Annotated in this window: 13 protein-coding genes; 12 read left to right on the top strand and 1 reads right to left on the bottom strand. The window is 36.7% G+C overall.

Annotated elements, in window-relative coordinates:
• From FYJ58_RS01585 to FYJ58_RS01565, 5 genes are all read left to right on the top strand, one after another.
• Window positions 1-550: group II intron maturase-specific domain-containing protein (locus FYJ58_RS01585; protein ID WP_328597770.1), on the top strand; the 550-nt coding region annotated here is incomplete at its 5' end.
• Window positions 551-704: 154 nt separating this feature from the next.
• Window positions 705-881: an Ig-like domain-containing protein gene (locus FYJ58_RS01580; RefSeq protein WP_154516234.1), complete on the top strand. Its 177-nt coding sequence runs from the start codon at window positions 705-707 to the stop codon at window positions 879-881.
• Window positions 882-1,044: 163 nt separating this feature from the next.
• Window positions 1,045-2,739, top strand: a complete 1,695-nt coding sequence (locus FYJ58_RS01575) for an AAA family ATPase (RefSeq protein ID WP_154516231.1) — start codon at window positions 1,045-1,047, stop codon at window positions 2,737-2,739.
• 293 nt (window positions 2,740-3,032) lie between these two features.
• Window positions 3,033-4,958 carry a methyl-accepting chemotaxis protein gene (locus FYJ58_RS01570; RefSeq protein WP_154516228.1) on the top strand — a complete coding sequence of 642 codons (1,926 nt, stop codon included), beginning with the start codon at window positions 3,033-3,035 and terminating at the stop codon, window positions 4,956-4,958.
• Between the two features lie 105 nt (window positions 4,959-5,063).
• Window positions 5,064-7,019, top strand: coding sequence for an NAD(+) synthase (locus FYJ58_RS01565; RefSeq protein ID WP_154516225.1), 1,956 nt, complete (start codon window positions 5,064-5,066; stop codon window positions 7,017-7,019).
• A gap of 12 nt (window positions 7,020-7,031) precedes the next feature.
• Here the strand turns inward: FYJ58_RS01565 and FYJ58_RS01560 are convergent, their stop codons facing one another.
• Entirely contained in the window at window positions 7,032-7,475 is a 444-nt protein-coding gene (locus FYJ58_RS01560; RefSeq protein ID WP_154516222.1) for a hypothetical protein, read from the bottom strand.
• A gap of 193 nt (window positions 7,476-7,668) precedes the next feature.
• Here FYJ58_RS01560 and addB point away from each other — a divergent pair, with 193 nt between their 5' ends.
• The 7 genes from addB to hslO all read left to right on the top strand — a co-directional run bounded on the left by addB (window position 7,669) and on the right by hslO (window position 20,197).
• Window positions 7,669-11,139, top strand: a complete 3,471-nt coding sequence (addB, locus tag FYJ58_RS01555) for a helicase-exonuclease AddAB subunit AddB (protein ID WP_154516219.1) — start codon at window positions 7,669-7,671, stop codon at window positions 11,137-11,139.
• Complete coding sequence (addA, locus tag FYJ58_RS01550; RefSeq protein WP_154516216.1) at window positions 11,096-14,683, top strand: helicase-exonuclease AddAB subunit AddA; 3,588 nt, start codon at window positions 11,096-11,098, stop codon at window positions 14,681-14,683. The genes addB and addA overlap by 44 nt, the downstream gene beginning before the upstream one ends.
• A gap of 121 nt (window positions 14,684-14,804) precedes the next feature.
• Entirely contained in the window at window positions 14,805-16,517 is a 1,713-nt protein-coding gene (locus FYJ58_RS01545) for a methyl-accepting chemotaxis protein (RefSeq protein ID WP_154516213.1), read from the top strand.
• A gap of 209 nt (window positions 16,518-16,726) precedes the next feature.
• Window positions 16,727-17,635 carry a quinolinate synthase NadA gene (gene nadA / locus FYJ58_RS01540; RefSeq protein ID WP_154516283.1) on the top strand — a complete coding sequence of 303 codons (909 nt, stop codon included), beginning with the start codon at window positions 16,727-16,729 and terminating at the stop codon, window positions 17,633-17,635.
• Between the two features lie 81 nt (window positions 17,636-17,716).
• Window positions 17,717-18,328, top strand: coding sequence for a uridine kinase (gene udk, locus FYJ58_RS01535; protein WP_154516210.1), 612 nt, complete (start codon window positions 17,717-17,719; stop codon window positions 18,326-18,328).
• A gap of 98 nt (window positions 18,329-18,426) precedes the next feature.
• A complete protein-coding gene (locus FYJ58_RS01530) occupies window positions 18,427-19,221 on the top strand; it encodes a class I SAM-dependent DNA methyltransferase (protein WP_154516207.1) in 795 nt (264 codons plus the stop codon).
• A gap of 97 nt (window positions 19,222-19,318) precedes the next feature.
• Window positions 19,319-20,197 (top strand): Hsp33 family molecular chaperone HslO, encoded by an 879-nt coding sequence (gene hslO / locus FYJ58_RS01525; protein ID WP_154516204.1) that lies wholly within the window; start codon window positions 19,319-19,321, stop codon window positions 20,195-20,197.
• Window positions 20,198-20,212 lie beyond the last annotated feature (15 nt).

Genomic DNA, 20,212 nt, shown 5'->3' with positions numbered 1-20,212 from the left:
GGAAAACATCACACCATATATCGAAGGAAAACTTTTCTTAAAAGTGAATCGAGAAAAGACGTGTGTGTCGCATATCAGCAAAGTCAAGTATCTTGGATACAGTTTTTATAACTATCGAGGTAAGTGCAGATTCAGAGTACATCCAAAGTCAGTTACGAGGATGAAGAATAAAATCAGAGAACTGACAAACAGAAGTAATGGATGGGGAAATGAATATCGTGCATTAAAACTGACACAGTTTATAAGAGGATGGGTAAACTACTTTGGAATGGCAGATATGAAGGCACTTCTTACAAAAACAGATGAATGGTTACGACATAAGATAAGGGCAATCTATTGGAAACAATGGAAAAAGGTTAAGACAAAATTTAAAGAACTCAAAAAGTTAGGTGTGGATAAAGAAAAGGCGTGGATTTGCGCCAACATGCGAAATGGAAACTGGTATTGCAGTGGATATTTTGTCTTTCAAACTGCATTTAACAATAAGAAACTCCGTGAACTTGGATATCCAACATTCACAGAGTTCTATTTGAAAATATGTGAAAACTAAAGAACCGCCGTGTACGGAACCGTACGCACGGTGGTGTGGGAGGACGGTAAATAAAATAATTATTTACCTCCTACCCGATTTCATAGGAAATTACGTCCTATGAATTAAAAGCCCTCTAAAGGTAGGAAATACTTTTACCATTAAGGCTTTCCAGATGAAAGCAGATAAGGCTATCAAGAAGCATACGGCAATCAAATACGAATCCGGTAACAGCAAGATTGCCACAGTAAGCAGCAAGGGAGTTATCAAAGCTAAGAAAAGTGGAACCTGTTACATCTATGTATATGCCCAGAATGGTGTGTATGAAAAAGTTAAGGTTACTGTGCAATAATTGGGATAAAGTGTGGACAGAAGCGAAAGAAACAGGAGAAATAAAATAGAAACAGGACGGCAATAAAATTTGTAATTTAACCCAAAATCCGTTATACTAAGGTGAGAACTGTTAGTATAACGGATTTTAAAATTTGTCAAATTTCCAGTTGAGGAGGGGAAGAATGGAAAAAGCGAAAACGGTAGCAATAGGGATACAGGATTTTGAAGAACTCAGGAAAGGCGGCTATTTCTATATAGATAAGACTTCCTTCATCAAAGAATGGTGGGAAAGTGGAGATAGTGTCACACTGGTTACCCGCCCAAGGCGTTTTGGCAAGACATTGAACATGAGTATGCTGGATTATTTTTTCTCGGCAGACCATGCAGGCAGGGGGGATTTGTTTGCGGGGCTTTCCATCTGGGAGGAGGAAAAATACCGCAAACTGCAGGGAACCTACCCGGTCATCAGCCTGTCCTTTGCCCTCGTCAAAGAAACTAATTTTGAGTACACAAAAATGCAGATTTACCAGATTCTTACGGATTTATATAATGGACACCGGTATCTTTTGGAGGGGGATTTCCTGTCAGACAATGATAAGGAATTTTTCCGCTCTGTAGGCAGCAGGATGCCGGAATATGTGGCGACCATGGCAATCCATAAGATGTCGGAGTTCTTGTGCCGCTATTATGGGAAAAAGGTTATTATCCTTCTGGATGAATACGACACACCGATGCAGGAGGCATATGTATACGGATATTGGGATGAGCTGGTTTCCTTTACAAGGAGCCTGTTTAATTCGGCATTCAAGACGAATCCATATATGGAACGGGCGGTGATGACAGGAATTACCAGAGTCAGCAAGGAGTCTATTTTTTCCGACCTCAATAATCTGGAGGTGGTCACAGTCACATCAGATAAGTATGCCACTGCCTTTGGGTTTACGGAGGAGGAAGTTTTTGCGTCGTTGGATGAGTATGGTTACAGTGACAGGAAGGAAGAAGTTAAACAGTGGTATGATGGCTTTACCTTTGGGGAACATAGGGACATCTATAATCCGTGGTCGGTGTTAAATTTTCTGGGAAAAGGGAAAATTGCCCCATACTGGGCGAACACCAGCAGCAACCAGCTGGCAGGGAAGTTGATCCGGCAGGGGAGCAGAAGGATAAAGACAAATTTTGAGAAGCTTCTCAAGGGGGAGAGCATAAAGTGTCCCATTGATGAGCAGATTGTCTATAACCAGCTTGACCGCAGCGAGGGGGCGATTTGGAGCCTTCTGCTTGCCAGCGGATACCTAAAAGTATTGAATGACGAAGAAAAGAAACAAGCAGGGGAAAAAACAAAGTATGAGCTTTGTCTCACTAATGGAGAAGTAAAGGATATGTTTTATGATATTGTGCGCGGTTGGTTTGACGAGTCGGACGGTGCATACAATGATTTTGTAGAGGCACTGCTCAAGGGAGACAGGAAGGCAATGAACGTGTACATGAACGAGGTGGCACTGAATACCTTCAGCTATTTTGACACAGGGAAGAGGGTATCCCGGGAGGAGCCGGAGCGCTTCTACCATGGCTTCGTCCTTGGTCTCATCGTGGATTTGCAGGACGGGTATGTGGTCACATCCAATAGGGAAAGCGGTCTGGGAAAGTATGATGTCATGATAGAGCCAAAAGATAAGGAAAATGATGCGGCTTTCCTACTGGAATTCAAGGTACATGACCCGGACGAGGAAGAGAGCCTTGAGGACACCGTAAAAGCTGCCCATGCCCAGATAGAGGGGAAGCAGTACGAAGCTGCCCTTGTGGCCAAGGGAATTCCGGCGGGGCATATCCGTAAATATGGGTTTGCCTTTGAGGGGAAGAAGGTATTGATTGGTTAGGGGAATATTTTCGCTTATGGGGAAGTTTTGGGAACTTATCGCAGAACAACGCAGATAATACTGACTTTTTTACAACAGAATATGTCCAATATAGAAAAGCAGGGAAAAACGACACGGCTTACAGAGTCTTTTTTTCTGCTTTTTATATTCGATACCTAATAATACCAATTTCAGAAATATACATTCAAACTTGAGAGGAAATGTAAGTAATTTAAACAACTACTTGTGTAAAAGTTTGAAAAATAGTACTATATTAATAGAATAGTTAAAAAATTATAAATAAGGAGGAGCTAATGAAAATCAAAACAAGGCTTTCAATTATATTTGGTGTAACTGTTTTTGGAATTGTTTCAATAATTGGGATTGTAACATACAATAAAAATATGGAAATGGGCACTGTAGATGCCAAAAAGACAATGCAGATTTCTGCAGAATTGGCAGCGAAAGAGATTGAAGAAAAGTTAGATGATTTTACGAAGATGGTCAAGGTATCCGGAGTTGATTCTGTATTTGCTTCGTCGTCACAAAATCAGGTGGTTTCAGAGCATATTGATAAGTTGGCAGAGAACTATGGATTTACTAGTGGCAATATACTTGACCGTAAAGGGGTCAGCCGTAAGGATGGTACAGATTTTAGCGAACGTGATTATGTGAAGGAAGCCTTGGCGGGGAAGGTTAACATTTCCGATTTGACTTTGAGTAAGTACACCGGAAATTATGGTTTCAGCGTGGCATCCCCTGTCTATACCAAGAATCAGGAAATAAACGGTGTTGTTTATTATCGTATGGATGTTAATTTTATGAGTAAAATCCTTGATCAGATTGTAATTAGTGAAGGGAGCTATACATATTTAGTCGACGGGAACGGAATGGTAATTGTCCATCCGGATGAATCAATGATAGGAAGCTATAATATTGCGGATAGTAAAAATGGAGTGGGAAGTATTGCCGATAGGATATTAGCACAGGTAAGTGGTGCAGGAGAGTATAGTGACGAAACTAAGGAATATTTATGTGGTTATAGTCCGGTTCAGGGAACCAATGGGTGGACAATTGTTGTAACAGCACCAAAGGAAGACTTTATGGAGTCAACCTATGATACTATGAAAACTATCGTAGTAGTAGAGTTTTTTGCACTTGTTTTTGCACTTATTTTGGCAGGATTATTCGCAGGAAGCATAGGTGAAGCTGTTCATCAGGTTAGTCAGACATTGGTGTCCCTTTCCAAAGGTGATTTGAACCATCAGATTGAACCAAGCAAACGAGGGGATGAGATAGGACAGCTTCAAAATTCTGCCAGAGAGTTACAGCAGACATTTAAGAAGATAATTTACGAAACGAATATGATTTTGGGAGGAATGGCCAATTATGATTTGACTCAGGCGGCTATGAACTCTTATCCTGGAGATTTTAATCAGTTATCCGATTCTGTAAATCAAATCAGAGTAATTCTGCAGAGACTAATTAGGGAGGTACAAGAATCAGCTTATTCTGTTGGAACGGGCTCCGATGAGTTGGCAGATGCGGCAGAGTCGTTAGCAACAGGTACGGTTACTCAGGCTGCATCTATTAACCAGTTAGTAGTAAATGTTGAAGATATGGTAGAATGTATTGCACGTAATTCGGATAATGAAGAGCAGGTGCAGGAGCGTTTGCAGCAATTAGACACTTTGATTATAAATGGGAATAACGAAATGAAACAGCTTTGTGATGTCGTTGGTCAGGTAGAAAATATGTCATCCGATATTCAGAACATTATCGGTACCATTGAAACCATTGCATTTCAAATTAACATATTAGCATTAAATGCATCAGTAGAAGCAGCCCGTGTCGGCGAACGTGGACGGGGATTTGCGGTAGTTGCAGATGAGATTGGCAGTTTGGCAACGAAGACAGCAGAGTCTTCTAATGAGACAGCAGAACTGATTACCAATTGCTTAAAGAAAATTGAAAGTGTTATGGCTTGTGCGGATTCTACGTCTAAATGTCTGAAGGATATTGTTGAAAACTCCGAGAAGATTTCAAAAGCATTTAAAAATATTTCCATAGATACAAAGGAACAAGCAGATAAATCATCACGCATCAAGTTTGAGATTTCCAATATTTCAGATGTTGTTCAGATAAATTCTGCTACCGCAGAGGAAACTGCAGCTGCAACACAGGAATTATCGGAGCAGGCTAAGAATCTCAGTAAATTAATTTCCAGATTCCGTGTATAAAGGGGATTAGAAGATGAATAAAATATCTTGTTTCTTGATTTTCCGTAAAGTATGATTTAGAATAGGAAATTGAGAGAAAAAGCAGAACAGAAAAGAGAGGTTATTATGAATCAGGGTTTTGTAAAAGTTGGCTCTGTAACGCCTAATGTAAGGGTAGCAGACTGTGAGTACAATGCAAAAGAGATTATAAGGGTATTGAGAGTATGTGAGAGAAAAAAAGTGAAAATTGTTGTATTTCCGGAGCTATGTGTTACAGGATATACATGTGGAGATTTATTTTTACAATCAACTTTATTGGAAAGTGCTAAGTCTGCACTTGGAAAAATTATAAAAGCTACAGAACAGATGGAGTTGCTTGCATTAATAGGGATTCCTGTTATGGTTAATGGAAAACTTTATAATGCGGCAGCAGTTGTTCAAAAAGGGGAATTATTAGGTATTGTTACGAAAAAACATATTCCAAATTATGTAGAATTTTATGAAGCAAGATACTTTGCAATTGGAAGTGATGAAACAACTTATGCTACATTTTATCTTGGTGATGAGGTGTTTGAAGATGTTCCTGTTGGAACAAAGATATTATTTCAATGTGAAAATATGCCTGAGTTAGTACTTGGAGTTGATATTTGTGAAGATGTATGGGTAACAATTCCACCTTCCAGTTATCATGCTTTAGTAGGGGCTACTGTAATTGCTAATTTATCTGCCAGTGACGAAATTACAGGAAAAGATGTTTATCGAAGAGATTTGATTTGTGGTCAGTCGGCACGGGCAGTTTGCGGATATATTTATGCAGATGCAGGCGAAGGAGAATCTTCTACTGATCTTGTATTTGCAGGACATAACTTAATTGTAGAAAATGGTATTGTGTTAAAGGAATCAAAGCGTTTTAAAAATGAGTTGATTATATCCGAGCTGGATATTGAGAGAATCTTATCAGAAAGAAGAAAGATGAATACGTTTCTTTGCAAAGATCCGATGGAAGAGGGATATGATGTAATAGCGTTTCATTATGATGAGATTGATAAGACAAATCTTACAAGAAAATTTGCTAAGCTTCCATTTATTCCTGAAAAAGAAGAGGACAGAAAACGTTGTTTTGAAGAGATATTAGAAATTCAGGCGATGGCGTTAAAGAAACGTCTGTCACATACGAATTGTGCAAATGCAGTAATTGGAATTTCGGGAGGATTAGATTCTACGCTTGCTCTTTTGGTAACGGTTAAAGCATTTGACATGTTGAAGCTGTCGAGAGAGGATATTATTGCGGTTACGATGCCTTGTTTTGGAACAAGTGATCGTACTTATCAGAATGCGTTAACTTTAGTCGGAGAATTAGGAGTGACGTTAAAAGAAATTAATATTGGTGAAGCTGTTAAATTACACTTGGAGCAAATTGGACATGAAGCGGGATTACATGATATAACTTATGAAAATGCACAAGCGAGAGAACGGACTCAAGTGCTTATGGATCTTGCAAATAAGTATGACGCAATGGTAATTGGAACAGGAGATATGTCAGAGCTTGCATTAGGATGGGCAACTTACAATGGAGATCATATGTCAATGTATGGAGTAAATGCTTCCATACCAAAGACTATGGTTCGTCATTTGGTAAAATATTATGCGGAAATATCAAAAAATAAGGTGCTGAAAAAGGTACTTATTGATGTAATTGATACGCCGGTCAGCCCGGAACTGTTACCATTAGAAGAAGGAGTCATTGCCCAGAAGACAGAAGATATTGTAGGTCCATATGAACTGCATGATTTCTTTTTATACTATATAATCCGGTATGGATTTTCACCAGCCAAAGTATTCCGACTTGCGGTTATGACATTTGAGGAAGAATATAATAAGAAAACAATTTATCACTGGCTGTATACATTTTACAAGAGGTTTTTCTCTCAGCAGTTCAAACGCTCCTGCCTTCCGGATGGACCAAAAGTAGGCAGTGTTTCTCTATCTCCAAGAGGAGATTGGAGAATGCCAAGTGATGCTTGTGTGTCCATATGGCTAAGGGAGTTAGAAAGTGTAAAAAAGGCGTATCATATAGATTAAATATGTAATAGACTAGTTAGGAAGCTCTGCTTTTTGAAGTGTTTGGTTAATTGCTTCAAGGAGCAGAGTTTGTGTATATTGGCTTTCTTGGGAAAGTACGACATGTTCAACGTCAACGCCATTGCTTAATTGTTTTGAAATGTCTTCAACGGTTGGGGAAAGGAGAGGATACATAGTTTCTACTGTATCATCTAATGACACCAATTTGATATGATTTACATGATCGGAATCCAAAACAATTTCCAGATTGGCAGTTGTGTTTCCCAAAGCGACTTCAGTTGTATAGACTCCCGGGGTATATTTATTTGCCTCTTCAGGAGTTTCTTTTGTAGTGTCAGATTTTCCGGGATGAAACATAATAAGCAGAAGTAGTATTAATAAAATACCAAGTCCTACAAAAATGGCAGTATATATAATCTCTTTCATCCGAAGGATGACAATTTTGGTATTTGACATGTTGGAACCTCCCAAATCTATGTAGATATTACATTCTATTCATTTCAAAAAAAAATATGAAATATTTTCTAATATATTTTCTAATATATTTTCTATAAAACATTCCCTATTTTCTTTTACATGTGTTACAATTAAAAACAGATTATTTTAGGCTGTCGCTGTAAAAACTGAGCAAAGAAGGTGTGAATTTTATATGGCATTACAATTAATTTTAGGTGGTTCCGGAGCCGGCAAGTCGCATTATTTATATGAAACGATGATTCGCTCTTCCATGGAACAAAAAGACTGTATTCATTATGTCATTGTGCCGGAACAGTTTACGATGTCAACACAAAAAGATTTTGTTATGATGCATCCAAACCATGGAATTATGAATATAGATATTTTAAGTTTCATGCGTCTTTCTTATCGAATTTTGGAAGAGGTTGGAGGAGAAGAAAGACCGGTTCTTGAGGATACCGGAAAGACGTTAATACTTCGGAATATATTAGAACAGAAAAAAGAGGAACTGATTTATTTTAAAGGAAATATTAAAAGACCTGGCTTTGTTGATGAAGTTAAGTCTTTTTTGTCGGAGCTTTATCAGTATAGTGTAAAGGAAGAAGATTTGGAGCAAATGATAGAACAGGTAAACCCTGGCTCTATGCTTTATAAAAAATTAAAAGATATACAGACAATTTATGATGGATTCCAATCTTACCTGAAGGAAAAGTATATAACGACAGAAGAACTTATGGATGTGTTGTATGAGGCACTAGAGCAGTCCGAAAAGATTCGGAATAGCGTGATTTGTTTTGACGGGTTCACTGGTTTTACGCCTTCTCAATATCAGGTATTAGAGCGGTTAATGGAGTATGCACGGGATGTTTATATTACGGTAACGATTGATGAGAGAGAGGATATCAGCCGTGTTGGAGAACCTTTTAAATTGTTTCATCTTAGCAAGAAAACAATTCACAAATTGTATGAGCTGGCGGATAAAAAGAATGTTTGGATAAAAGAACCGATTTATCCAGAAAAAGTGAATGGTACTTTGTATCGTTTTGTAAAAAGCCCTGCACTTGGAGCATTGGAGCAAAATTTGTTTCGGTATCCGTTTTACAGTTACAAAAAAGAACAAAAAGATATCACGATTCATGCGTTGAGAGATCAGAAAAGTGAAGTGGAATTTCTTGTAAGGAAAATTCTTCATTTGGTTCGTGAAGATGGATATCGATATCGAGATATTGCAGCTGTATCTGGTGATGTGGAAGGATATGGAAGACTGATTGATGGTGAGTTCAAGAAGGTCGGAATACCATGCTTTATTGACAGTAAACGTGCAATTATGGGAAATCCTTATATCAAATGCCTGGACAGTCTTCTTGAGATGGTTATCCGCAATTTTGATTATGAGAGTGTATTTCATTATATGAGAAGTGGTATGCTTGATATTAATCGGGAAAAAATTGACCAATTGGAGAATTATGTTCTTGCAGCGGGTATCAGAGGATATCGTAAGTATTCTAATCCGTTTGAAAAATGTTTAAGAGATATGGAGCAAGAGGAATTAGAAGAAATAAACCGGATAAGAGAACAGTTTTTTTCCACTATTAAGACAGCAGTTTCTGTTTTAAAAGGAGAAAAAAAGACAATCTTAGCATATTCAAAGGCGTTGTATGAATTTTCAATAGATTTAAAAGTATTTGAAAAATTAGAACAATTCGAGCAACAGTTTGAAACAGCTGGTGATTTGCTGTCTGCAAAGGAATATGGACAGATTTATACTTCGGTAATGGAATTGTTTGAGCGTTTGACTAGTTTGATGGGAGAAGAAATTGTTTCATTAAAAGAATATAGAGAGCTTCTATTAACTGGTTTTCGTGAAGTAGAGGTGGGACTGATTCCGGCAGGAGTCGACCAAATTGTAGTCGGTGATATTGAAAGAACACGTTTGAAAGATATCAAAGTGCTGTTTTTACTTGGAGTAAATGATGGTATTATACCAAAAAGCGGAGATTCGGGTGGTATTCTTTCGGATGTAGAACGTGATTTGTTAAAAGAAACAAAAGTAGAAATTGCTCCGACTAAGAGAGAAAATATATATACGGAACAATTTTATTTGTATTTGAATCTTACAAAACCACAAAAACGGCTGTATTTAACATTTTCCAGTATTGGAAATGATGGAAAAAAGAAAAAACAGTCTTATTTGATTGGAAGAATATTGAATTTATTCCCTAACCTGGAAGTGATAGATGAAAGGGAGCCGGAGGTAACAATTGAGGCGGTGCTTGGAACAGATAAAGGTCAAACTTTTTTATTAGACGGAATCCGGAAGTATGGAAAGGATGAGTTTTTAACAGGGGAAAAGGAAATCTGGAAACAGCTTTATTCCTGGTATTGGGAAAAGAAAGAATTAAATCAGGAATTAGTCTCCTACGTTGAAGCCTCCTATTATAAACCAAGAAAGAGTGAAATTAGCAGGGCAGTTGCAAAGGCTTTGTATGGGAGTCCGATGGTTGGAAGCGTAACAAGGCTGGAACAATATGCTGCCTGTGCATATGCTCACTTTTTATCTTATGGGCTGCGACTAAAGGAACGGGAAGAATTTAAGCTTACACTTCCTGACTTAGGTACAATTTTCCATGCAGTATTAGAGTTATATGCAAAAGAACTAAAGAAGCAAAATAAAAATTGGAATGATGTTTCCAAGGAAGAGCGGGAACAGTTGGTAGAAAAATGTGTGACGGAAGTGACAGAAGAATATGGAAATACAATTTTGAAAAGCAGTGGAAGAAATGAGTATGTAATCCGGCGGATTGAACGAATTGCAAAAAGAACCTTGTGGGCTTTGACAGAGCAGGTATCAAAGGGCGATTTTGTACCACTTGGTTATGAGATGAAGTTTTCTTACATGGAAGATATTGAGGCAACTCATGTTCCTTTAAGTAATGGTGAAACAATGGGGTTGATTGGAAGAATTGACCGGCTTGACACATATGAAGATGGAAATTCGGTTTATGTAAAAGTAATCGATTACAAATCGGGGAAAAAAGTATTTAATATTGTTGATTTGTATTATGGTTTGGAAATGCAGCTAGTTGTTTATTTAGATGCTGCGATGGAGCAGGTTCAAAAAAATGACCCGGAAAAAGAAGTGATACCGGCAGGAATTTTTTATTATGGGATTGATGACCCAATTGTCGGGAAAGGTACAAGTCAGCAGATAAGTTCTTCTTTATTAAAAGAGCTTCGGGTGAATGGTCTTGTCAATGAAGAGGAAGAAGTAGTATGCCATATGGATTCTGATTTTAATGTAGATGGGAAGCTTGCACCATCGGTTAAGTCCGATGTTATTCCGGTGGAAACGTTAAAAAGTGGTTTGTTTTCCAAGAATTCCAGTGTTGCATCAAGAAAAGATTTTCATCAATTGGTGGCATACACAAAACAACTGATGAAGCAGTTCGGTGATGAGATTATTGCGGGAAAGACAGAGATTAATCCATATAAACTTGGTGATAAAACTGCATGTGATTATTGCAATTATCAGGGAATCTGTGGATTTGATGCAAGAAGTCAGGGATTTCAATATAGAGAATTAGAAGAAAAAGAAAAGGAAGAAATCTGGAGGCAGTTAAATGGCGAAGATGGAATGGACGAAGGAACAAAAAAAGGTAATTGATACTAGAAACCGGAATGTTTTAGTTTCAGCAGCGGCGGGTTCCGGGAAAACAGCTGTTTTAGTAGAACGAATTATTTCTATGATTTTGGACGAAACGAATAAAATTGATATTGACCGGCTTTTGATTGTTACATTTACGGAAGCTGCTGCAGGAGAAATGAGAGAGCGTATCGGAAATGCAATTGAGGAAAAGTTAAAAGAACAGCCAGAAAATATTTATTTGCAAAAACAGAATACATTGCTTCATAATGCACAAATAACAACAATTCATAGTTTTTGTTTAAATGTGATAAGAAACCATTTCAATACAATTGATTTAGATCCGGCGTTTCGAATCGGAGATGAAACGGAGCTTATGCTTTTAAAATCAGATGTTTTAAGTGAATTACTAGAGGAACGCTATCAAGGTGAAAATGAGAATTTCTTTGCCTTTATTGAAAGTTATGCGACTGGGAAATCAGATTCAGGAATTGAAGATATGGTTTTAAAGCTCCATAGTTTTGCGATGAGTTATCCATGGCCATTAGATTGGATGAGGGAATGTGAAAAAGGGTTTTTTATAGAAAGCTTAGAAGAGATGAACCAGACGGTTTGGATGGGATTACTTCGGTTCGATGTCAAAAAGCAATTGGAAGGGTTTTTGGCGGAAAATGAAGCTCTGCTTTTGATTACAGAAGAGCCGGATGGACCTTATCTATATGCAGAAACACTGGAGTCGGATCGTGCAGCCTTGAAACGCATTTATTCCAGTGAAACTTATGAAGAGTTATACCAGCAATTTCAGATACTGTCGTGGAATCGTTTATCATCGAAAAAGGATGAAACAATTCATCCGGAAAAAAGGGAAGCTGTGAAAGTAAGACGTGACCGGATAAAAAAAGAGGTTGAAAAGTTAAAGGAGCTTTATTTTTTTCAGACAGCAGACGAAATGCTTGAGGATATTATAAATGTACGTCCTGCAATGGAAGGCTTAATTGAGCTTACGGTTGATTTTACGAGAGCATACCAGGAGAAAAAAGAAGAAAAAAATTTACTTGATTTTAGCGATTTAGAGCATTTTGCATTACAAATTCTTGTAAACAGGGAGGAAAAAGAAGTAGTACCAACTCCGGTTGCGGAAGAATATAAGGAATATTTTAAGGAAATTTTAATTGACGAATATCAAGATAGTAATTATGTTCAAGAAGCAATATTGACAAGTATTTCTAAAGTCGATAAAGGCGAACCGAATATTTTTATGGTTGGGGATGTAAAACAAAGTATTTATAAATTCAGGCTTGCAAGACCGGAGTTATTTATCCAGAAATACGATACTTATACAAAAGAGGACAGTCTGTATCAGAAAATAGACCTTCATAAGAATTTTCGAAGCAGGGCAGAAGTATTAGAGGGAATTAATTATATTTTTCAGGGAATTATGCACAGAAGCCTTGGAAATGTAGAATATGATGACGCTGCCAGACTGTATCCCGGAGCGGATTATCCAAATGCAGAGGAGCAGGATAAGAATACTTATCAGACAGAATGTCTTTTAATTGAGCAAGATGAAGAAGTTAAAATGGTTACGGCAAAGGAGCTGGAAGCAAGGGCAATTGCAAAAAGAATTAGAGAGTTTATGGGAAAAGAGAAATTTTTGGTAAAGGAAAAAGATACACTTCGTCCTTTGCGGTATAAAGACATTGTGATTCTACTTCGCTCGCCGAAATCGTGGACAGATGGAATGATTGAAGCTTTTAAAGAGGAAGGAATTCCTGTTGTAGCGGAGATTCAGACCGGTTATTTTTCTTCTATGGAAGTAAAAACAATATTAAATTATCTGCTGATTATTGATAACCCAAGACAGGATATTCCATTTACTGCCGTATTAACTTCTTTTCTTGGTCATTTTACAGAGGAAGAATTAGGAAAAATCAGAATTAATAATACGAGTCAGACGATGTATGAAAGTTTAAATTTATATATTCAGGCAAATCAGGAACAGGCGCAGGAAAAAGAACTTTGTGAAAAAATCAATCAATTTTTAGGGATGCTTTCTTATTTTAGAGATAAAGTTGCCTATACAACGGTATATCATTTGCTAGAAGACATTTATGATAAAACAGGTTTTTATCATTATGTATCGGTATTACCGGGGGGAAATATCAGAAAAGGCAATTTGGATATGCTGTTGTGGAAAGCGGTCGATTATGAATCAACCAGTTATGGAGGATTATTTCATTTTAACCGTTATATAGAACGGCTTCATGAATACGATATTGATTTTGGAGAAGCAGCCGGGCAGGGGGGAGAAGATGATGTCGTAAGAATTATGAGTATTCACAAAAGTAAAGGATTGGAGTTTCCTGTTGTATTTGTAGCAGGAATGGCAAAATTATTTAATCAGCAGGATGCAAGAAGCCGTCTTGTCTTACATCCCGATTTAGGAATCGGTCCTGACTATATTGATTATGAAAACCGGACGAAATCACCAACTCTTATAAAAAAAGTAATGAAACGTCAACTAGAACTGGAAAATCTGGGGGAAGAATTAAGGGTTTTATATGTTGCACTCACTCGTGCAAAGGAAAAATTGATTTTAACAGCAACCGTAAAGGATGCACAAAAAGAATATATCCAATGGCAGAATAATGAAAAGCTTTTATATCAGCAGTTGGCGTTAGCCCGTTGTTATATGGACTGGATTGGTCCAAGAATTTATAGTAACAGCAAGGAAAAAGAAAGTTGTTTTTCTTTGAAAATTATTTCGTTGCAGGAGTTGGTGCAAAAAGAAGTATGGAAAGAAGTGGAAGAATCGGAAAGAAAAGAAGAACTTTTTCATTGGGATTCGGATGAAGTAATTGATGAGAGTATTAGAAAGGAATTTAATCGGCAGATTTATTTTGAATATCCATATCAGAACGAAAAGAAGATTCATTCTAAGGTGACAGTATCTGAATTAAAAGAAGATTTGAATGGAGAGGCAAAGAACATTATTCCGGCTGAGAGGGAGGCGTATGTCCCGGCATTTGCGAAAGAAGAGGAGGAAGTAACATCTACAAGAAAAGGAACACTTTATCATAAAGTTATGGAAAAACTGCCGTTTGAACAAATTACATCTTACGAAAATGTAGAGCAGGAGCTGGAAAAACTTTGCGAGAACGAGATTCTTTCTTTTGAGGATATAAAATGGATAAGCAGAAAAAAAATATATCATTTTATTTGTTCCCCACTTGGAAAGAGGATGGCACAGGCGAAAAAAGAGAACAGGGTTTTTAATGAACAGCCTTTTGTGTTTGGGGTTCCGGCATGTGAGATTGATAAGAACATCGACAGTGATGAAATTGTTTTAGTACAGGGAATGGTTGACAGTTATTTTGAGGAAGACGGTTTTCTCATATTAATGGATTATAAAACCGACAGAGTGAAAACAAAAGAAGAGCTGATAGAAAAATATCAGGTGCAATTAGATTATTACCAAAGGGCATTAGAGCAAATTACGGGAAAAAAAGTAAAGGAAAAGATTATCTATTCTTTTTATCTGGAACAGGAAATTATTCTGCAATAATTTCAGAATTTGTGAAGAATTTAAAAAAAAGGACATGTGTCCGTTGAATAAGTTTGGTAAAATGTGCTAAAATAGAGCATAAATTATAAAATGAGTTTGGGAATAAGTGAGGAGAACACAAATGAAAAAAAAACGTGGGTTAATTCATGAAATGCTATTTATCATTTTACTGCCATTGGTTTTGCTAACGGTAGGAGTAATTTTTGTTTCTGTGTCAACATTAGAGAATAACATGATTGTAGGTATTGAGGATGGTCTTAGAGGGACAGCCAGTACTTTAAAAGGAACCTATGAGCAGATGTATAAAGGCGACATGGAAAAAAATGCAGATGGCTTTATTTTGAAAGGTGGAAGCATTATTTCCGATCGATATGATTTGGTGGATTATGTAAAAGAAAGCACTGGAAATGATGCAGCAATTTACTTTGGTGATAGCTGTATTGTAACATCAATCAAAGATAAAGATGATAAAAGACTGATAGGCTCTACTCTGGATCGTAAAGTTGTGGATCAGGTTATTAACAAAGGAAAAAACTATTTTGACAAAAAAATAGTGTTAAATGGAACGGAATATTATGGCTACTTCATACCAATTGTAAATAGCGATGGGAGTGTAGCCGGAGCTGCATTTACAGGAAAATTAAGAAATGAGGCAGTCCGTTCAATTAAATGTGCAGTTGGTGAAATCGTTGCATTTGCAATTGTAATAATATTAATTGTTGCTGTGGCAGGTTCAATTTTAGCCTATTTAGTAGTTCGTGCAATTCATTCGGTATGTGATTCGGTAGAAGAATTGGCGAAAGGTAATCTGACAGTTGAAATTAATCAGAAGTTATGTAAAAGACGTGACGAAATAGGAGAGATTGCGGAATGTACGGTTGAGTTAAGGGATTCCTTGCAGTATATTATTGGCGATATGCTAAGACATGTTGAAAAACTTTCTGAGGCTTCCAAACAGCTGGATAAAATGGCAGGTAATACAAGTCGCAATACGGATGAAGTCAGTCATGCAGTTGAAGACATTGCAGCAGGAGCAATGTCGCAGGCAGAGGATACACAGGATACATCAAGTCAGATTGCTTATATGGGTGAATTAATTGAAACAATTATTCAGTCGATTAATGATCTGAATAGTCAGGCCTCTGTTATGGGAAAGGCTGAAAATGAGGCAAATGTTATCATTGAAGAGCTTGGAGAAACGAATAACAGAACAATTCATGCGATTGAACGGATTGCAGAACAGACAGATGTTACGAATCAGTCGGCACAGGAGATTCGAAAAGCAGTTGATATGATAACTGCAATTGCAGGAAAAACCAATTTACTTTCTTTAAATGCAAGTATTGAAGCGGCAAGAGCAGGTGAAGCAGGAAGAGGATTTGCTGTTGTTGCAGGAGAGATACAACAGTTAGCCGAGCAGTCAAGCCAGTCAGCAAAGGTAATTGGTTCTATTATTGATCGATTACTTTTAGAATCTGATAAGACAGTTGAAATCATGCAGGATGTAAAAGAGATTGTTGCAGAGCAGGAACAGAAATTAGGAGAAACAAAAGATAAGTTTACAGAAGTATCGGAAGGAATTAAGACTTCGCTAAAAGGAATCACAGAAATTGAAGAGCATACAGGAGAAATTGCATCTTCAAGAGAAAGAGTTGTTTCTTTAGTAGAAAATTTGTCAGCAATATCCGAAGAAAATGCAGCATCTACAGAGGAAACAACAGCTTCTGTACAAGAACTGGATGCTACAATTAATGAGTTAGCACAATCCGCAAGGGATTTAGATAAAATATCTGAAAGCCTGAAGGAGAATGTTGAAATTTTTAGATTAGAATAGTGGTGAAAGAAGACTAGTATAGTCCGGGATGTAGGACTTGCTAGTCTTTTTTTTACTTTATTCATAGGAAATTCCGTCCTATGAATATAAAAGCCCTCCGGGCGGGAACGCACTGCGTTGGAGATGAATTATCTGACAAGACATATGTATTGACAAAAAGAAATTCGTGTGTCATAGTAGATTTAGTTTGGAAGAAAGGACTTACAGCTATGATAAAATCAATTGAACAGTTAAAAAAAGAAAAGGATGTTGTTATATTGGCACATTATTATGTGGACGATGAGGTACAAAAGGTTGCCGATTATGTAGGGGATTCTTATTATCTTAGTAAAATTGCAACTACAGTTCCTCAGAAAACAATTTTGTTTTGCGGTGTAACTTTTATGGGAGAGAGTGCTAAATTATTAAATCCAAATAAAAAAGTGTTATTACCAGATGCGACAGCTGATTGTCCAATGGCACACATGGCGGAAATTTCGAAAATCGAGGAAATAAAAAAGCAATATAAAGATGTAGCAGTTGTGTGTTATATTAATTCAACGGCAGAATTAAAACAGTATGTTGATGTATGTGTTACATCTTCCAATGCGTTAAAAATTGTAAAGAATTTACCAAATGAATATATTTATTTTATTCCGGATTATAATTTAGGGCATTACATAGCGGAACAAATACCAGAAAAGAAATTCATATTTAATTCTGGATATTGCCCTGTCCATCAGGATATTACTGCTGACAGTGTGAAAAGAAAAATAAAACAGTATCCGAATGCTAAAGTATTAGTACATCCTGAATGTCAAAGTGATGTGATTTTGTTAGGAGATTATGTGGGAAGTACTTCGTTTTTAATTCAGGCAGCTAAAAAGGAAGAAGCAGAAGAATTTATTGTATGTACAGAAAAAGGAATTTTATATGAATTGAGAAAAAATTGTCCGAATAAAGATTTCTACCTTGCAGGCGAAAAGCAAGTTTGTCAGGGAATGAAACTGGTTACATTAGAAAAAATCAGACAGACATTAGAGCAGGAAAAACCGGAACAAATTGTAGAATTGTCAGAAGATACAATAAGATTGGCAAAAAAACCATTGGAAAAAATGTTAGAATTATCCGAGAAATAATTTTTCTTGTTTTATATCTCCTCTTTTCCTTTTCTACAAAATGTGCTAAAATGAGTTAAAAAACAAGATAGGAGTAATTGAATGGAGGAAGTTGTAATCATTGGTGTCGCAGGTGGGTCAGCATCAGGAAAAACAACGGTTGCCAACCGTTTGAAAGAAGAATTTGCTGAAAGTGTGGCATTATTAAATCACGATTGTTACTATAAAGCACATGATGAGATGCCATTTGAAGAGAGATGTAAGTTAAACTATGACCATCCAACTGCATTTGATACAGAACGTTTGATTCAGGATATTCTGCAATTGAAGAATGGAAATTCAATCGAAAGGCCAGTATATGATTATGCAATTCATAACAGGGCAAAGGAAACAGTAAAGGTAGAGCCTGCCAGAGTTATTATTGTAGAAGGATTTTTAATCTATGAAAATATAGAGTTAAGGGATCTTATGGATATTAAAATTTTTGTAGATACAGATGCAGACGAGCGTATTATACGAAGAATTTTAAGAGATGTAAAAGAACGGGGAAGAAGCTTAGATTCTGTCATCAATCAATATACAGAGACAGTAAAGCCAATGCATGAGCAGTTTGTAGAACCAACAAAGAAGTATGCTGATGTGATTATTCCGCGGGGTGGAATGAATGAGGTAGCAGTTAAGATGCTAATTGAGAGAATTAAAGCTTTTTTATAAGAAAATAAGAGATAAAAGACAAAAAGCAGACGCATAGGCGTTTTGGTTATAAGTGTTTGCTTTTTGTTTTTTCGTTTAAGAAGAAAGGAATATGTAGTATGGAGGCATATACGGGATTTGCTCAGGTTTATGACGAATTTATGGATAATATTCCTTATGACGAATGGAGTAATTACGTTATTTCGTTATTGAATGAATATCATATAAAAGACGGTATTGTTGCGGATTTAGGCTGTGGCACCGGAAATGTGACCGAACATTTGGCACATGCAGGATATGATATGATAGGAATTGATAATTCAGAGGAAATGCTTATGATTGCAAGAGAAAAAGCAATGGATCATGAGCAGTCGATTTTATATCTTTTGCAAGATATGAGAGAATTTGAGCTTTATGGAACAGTGTCTGCATTTGTCAGTATCTGTGACAGTATAAATTACATTTTAGATTCCAAAGATTTGTTAAAAGTATTTAAACTTGTCAATAATTATTTAGACAGGGAAGGACTTTTTATATTTGATTTAAATACAGAATATAAATATCAGACAGTTTTAGCCGATAATACATTTGCGGAAAACAGGGAAGACTCTGGTTTTATCTGGGATAATTACTATGATAGTGATACACAAATTAACCAGTATGACTTAGCGGTATTTGTAAAAGCAGATATAGAAGAATCTGAGGAAGAAGACGGAGAAATTTTTTATCGTTTTCAGGAAACTCATTATCAAAAAGCTTATTCTTTAGAGGAAATAAAAGAGTTGTTAAAAAAAGCAGGAATGGAATTTGTAACAGCTTATGATGCATTTACAAAAGAGCCGCCCAAAGAAAATAGTGAGCGTATTTATGTGATTGCAAAGGAAGGAAGGCAAAAAGGAAAATATTATATTTAGATTTGTTGATACCACAAAGTGCATAGGCATCCGTAGGTATCAGGGGTCAAAAGATATTTTGACCCCAACAGCATTTGTTTCAATTTAGGAGGAAAATATGGCAGATTATATCGTAAGAGCAACAGCTGCAGATAATCAGATTCGTGCATTTGCGGCTACAACAAAAGAATTAGTAGAACATGCGAGAAGTATTCACAATACCAGTCCGGTAGCGACTGCTGCACTTGGAAGATTGTTGACGGCCGGAAGTATGATGGGAAGCATGATGAAGGGAGAAAGTGACATGCTGACTCTTCAGATTCAGTGCAATGGTCCAATTGAGGGATTGACAGTTACTGCAGATTCGAAAGCAAACGTAAAAGGCTATGTAAATAATCCAAATGTTATGTTGCCACCAAACAGTCAGGGAAAATTAGATGTCGGAAAAGCATTAGATCTTGGTGTATTAAGCGTCATAAAAGATATGGGATTAAAAGAGCCATATGTTGGACAGACTCATCTTGTATCAGGTGAAATTGCAGAAGATTTAACCTATTATTTTGCAACATCAGAGCAGGTGCCATCAGCGGTTGCATTAGGTGTTCTTATGAATAAGGATAATACAGTGAAACAGGCCGGTGGATTTATTATTCAATTAATGCCATTTGCTGATGAGGCAGTTATTAGTCGTCTGGAAGAAAAGATTAAAGAGATTACTTCGATTACAAGTATGTTAGATGCTGATATGACACCGGAAATGATTTTAGAACAGGTTCTTGGCGAGTTTGGTGTAGAAATTATGGAACGGATTGATACAAAATATAGCTGTAACTGTTCGAAGGAAAGGGTAGAAAAAGCAATTATCAGTATTGGAAAAAAAGATATAAAAGAAATGATTGACGATAATAAACCAATTGAGGTAAATTGTCATTTTTGCAATACAAATTATGTATTTGAAGTAGATGAATTAAAACAACTTCTTAAAAAGAGCCGTTAAGAGAAATAAGGCACG

It is taken from the genome of Velocimicrobium porci, from assembly GCF_009696045.1.
GTDB classification, from domain to species: domain Bacteria; phylum Bacillota; class Clostridia; order Lachnospirales; family Lachnospiraceae; genus Velocimicrobium; species Velocimicrobium porci.
This window is presented reverse-complemented; position numbering and strand designations above follow the sequence as displayed.

Coding starts and splice junctions, on each gene's coding strand:
- FYJ58_RS01545 (WP_154516213.1), top strand. CDS start 14,805: ATGAAAAAAAAACGTGGGTTAATTCATGAAATGCTATTTATCATTTTA.
- FYJ58_RS01530 (WP_154516207.1), top strand. CDS start 18,427: ATGGAGGCATATACGGGATTTGCTCAGGTTTATGACGAATTTATGGAT.
- addA (WP_154516216.1), top strand. CDS start 11,096: ATGGCGAAGATGGAATGGACGAAGGAACAAAAAAAGGTAATTGATACT.
- hslO (WP_154516204.1), top strand. CDS start 19,319: ATGGCAGATTATATCGTAAGAGCAACAGCTGCAGATAATCAGATTCGT.
- addB (WP_154516219.1), top strand. CDS start 7,669: ATGGCATTACAATTAATTTTAGGTGGTTCCGGAGCCGGCAAGTCGCAT.
- FYJ58_RS01580 (WP_154516234.1), top strand. CDS start 705: ATGAAAGCAGATAAGGCTATCAAGAAGCATACGGCAATCAAATACGAA.
- FYJ58_RS01570 (WP_154516228.1), top strand. CDS start 3,033: ATGAAAATCAAAACAAGGCTTTCAATTATATTTGGTGTAACTGTTTTT.
- udk (WP_154516210.1), top strand. CDS start 17,717: ATGGAGGAAGTTGTAATCATTGGTGTCGCAGGTGGGTCAGCATCAGGA.
- FYJ58_RS01575 (WP_154516231.1), top strand. CDS start 1,045: ATGGAAAAAGCGAAAACGGTAGCAATAGGGATACAGGATTTTGAAGAA.
- FYJ58_RS01560 (WP_154516222.1), bottom strand. CDS start 7,475: ATGTCAAATACCAAAATTGTCATCCTTCGGATGAAAGAGATTATATAT.
- FYJ58_RS01565 (WP_154516225.1), top strand. CDS start 5,064: ATGAATCAGGGTTTTGTAAAAGTTGGCTCTGTAACGCCTAATGTAAGG.
- nadA (WP_154516283.1), top strand. CDS start 16,727: ATGATAAAATCAATTGAACAGTTAAAAAAAGAAAAGGATGTTGTTATA.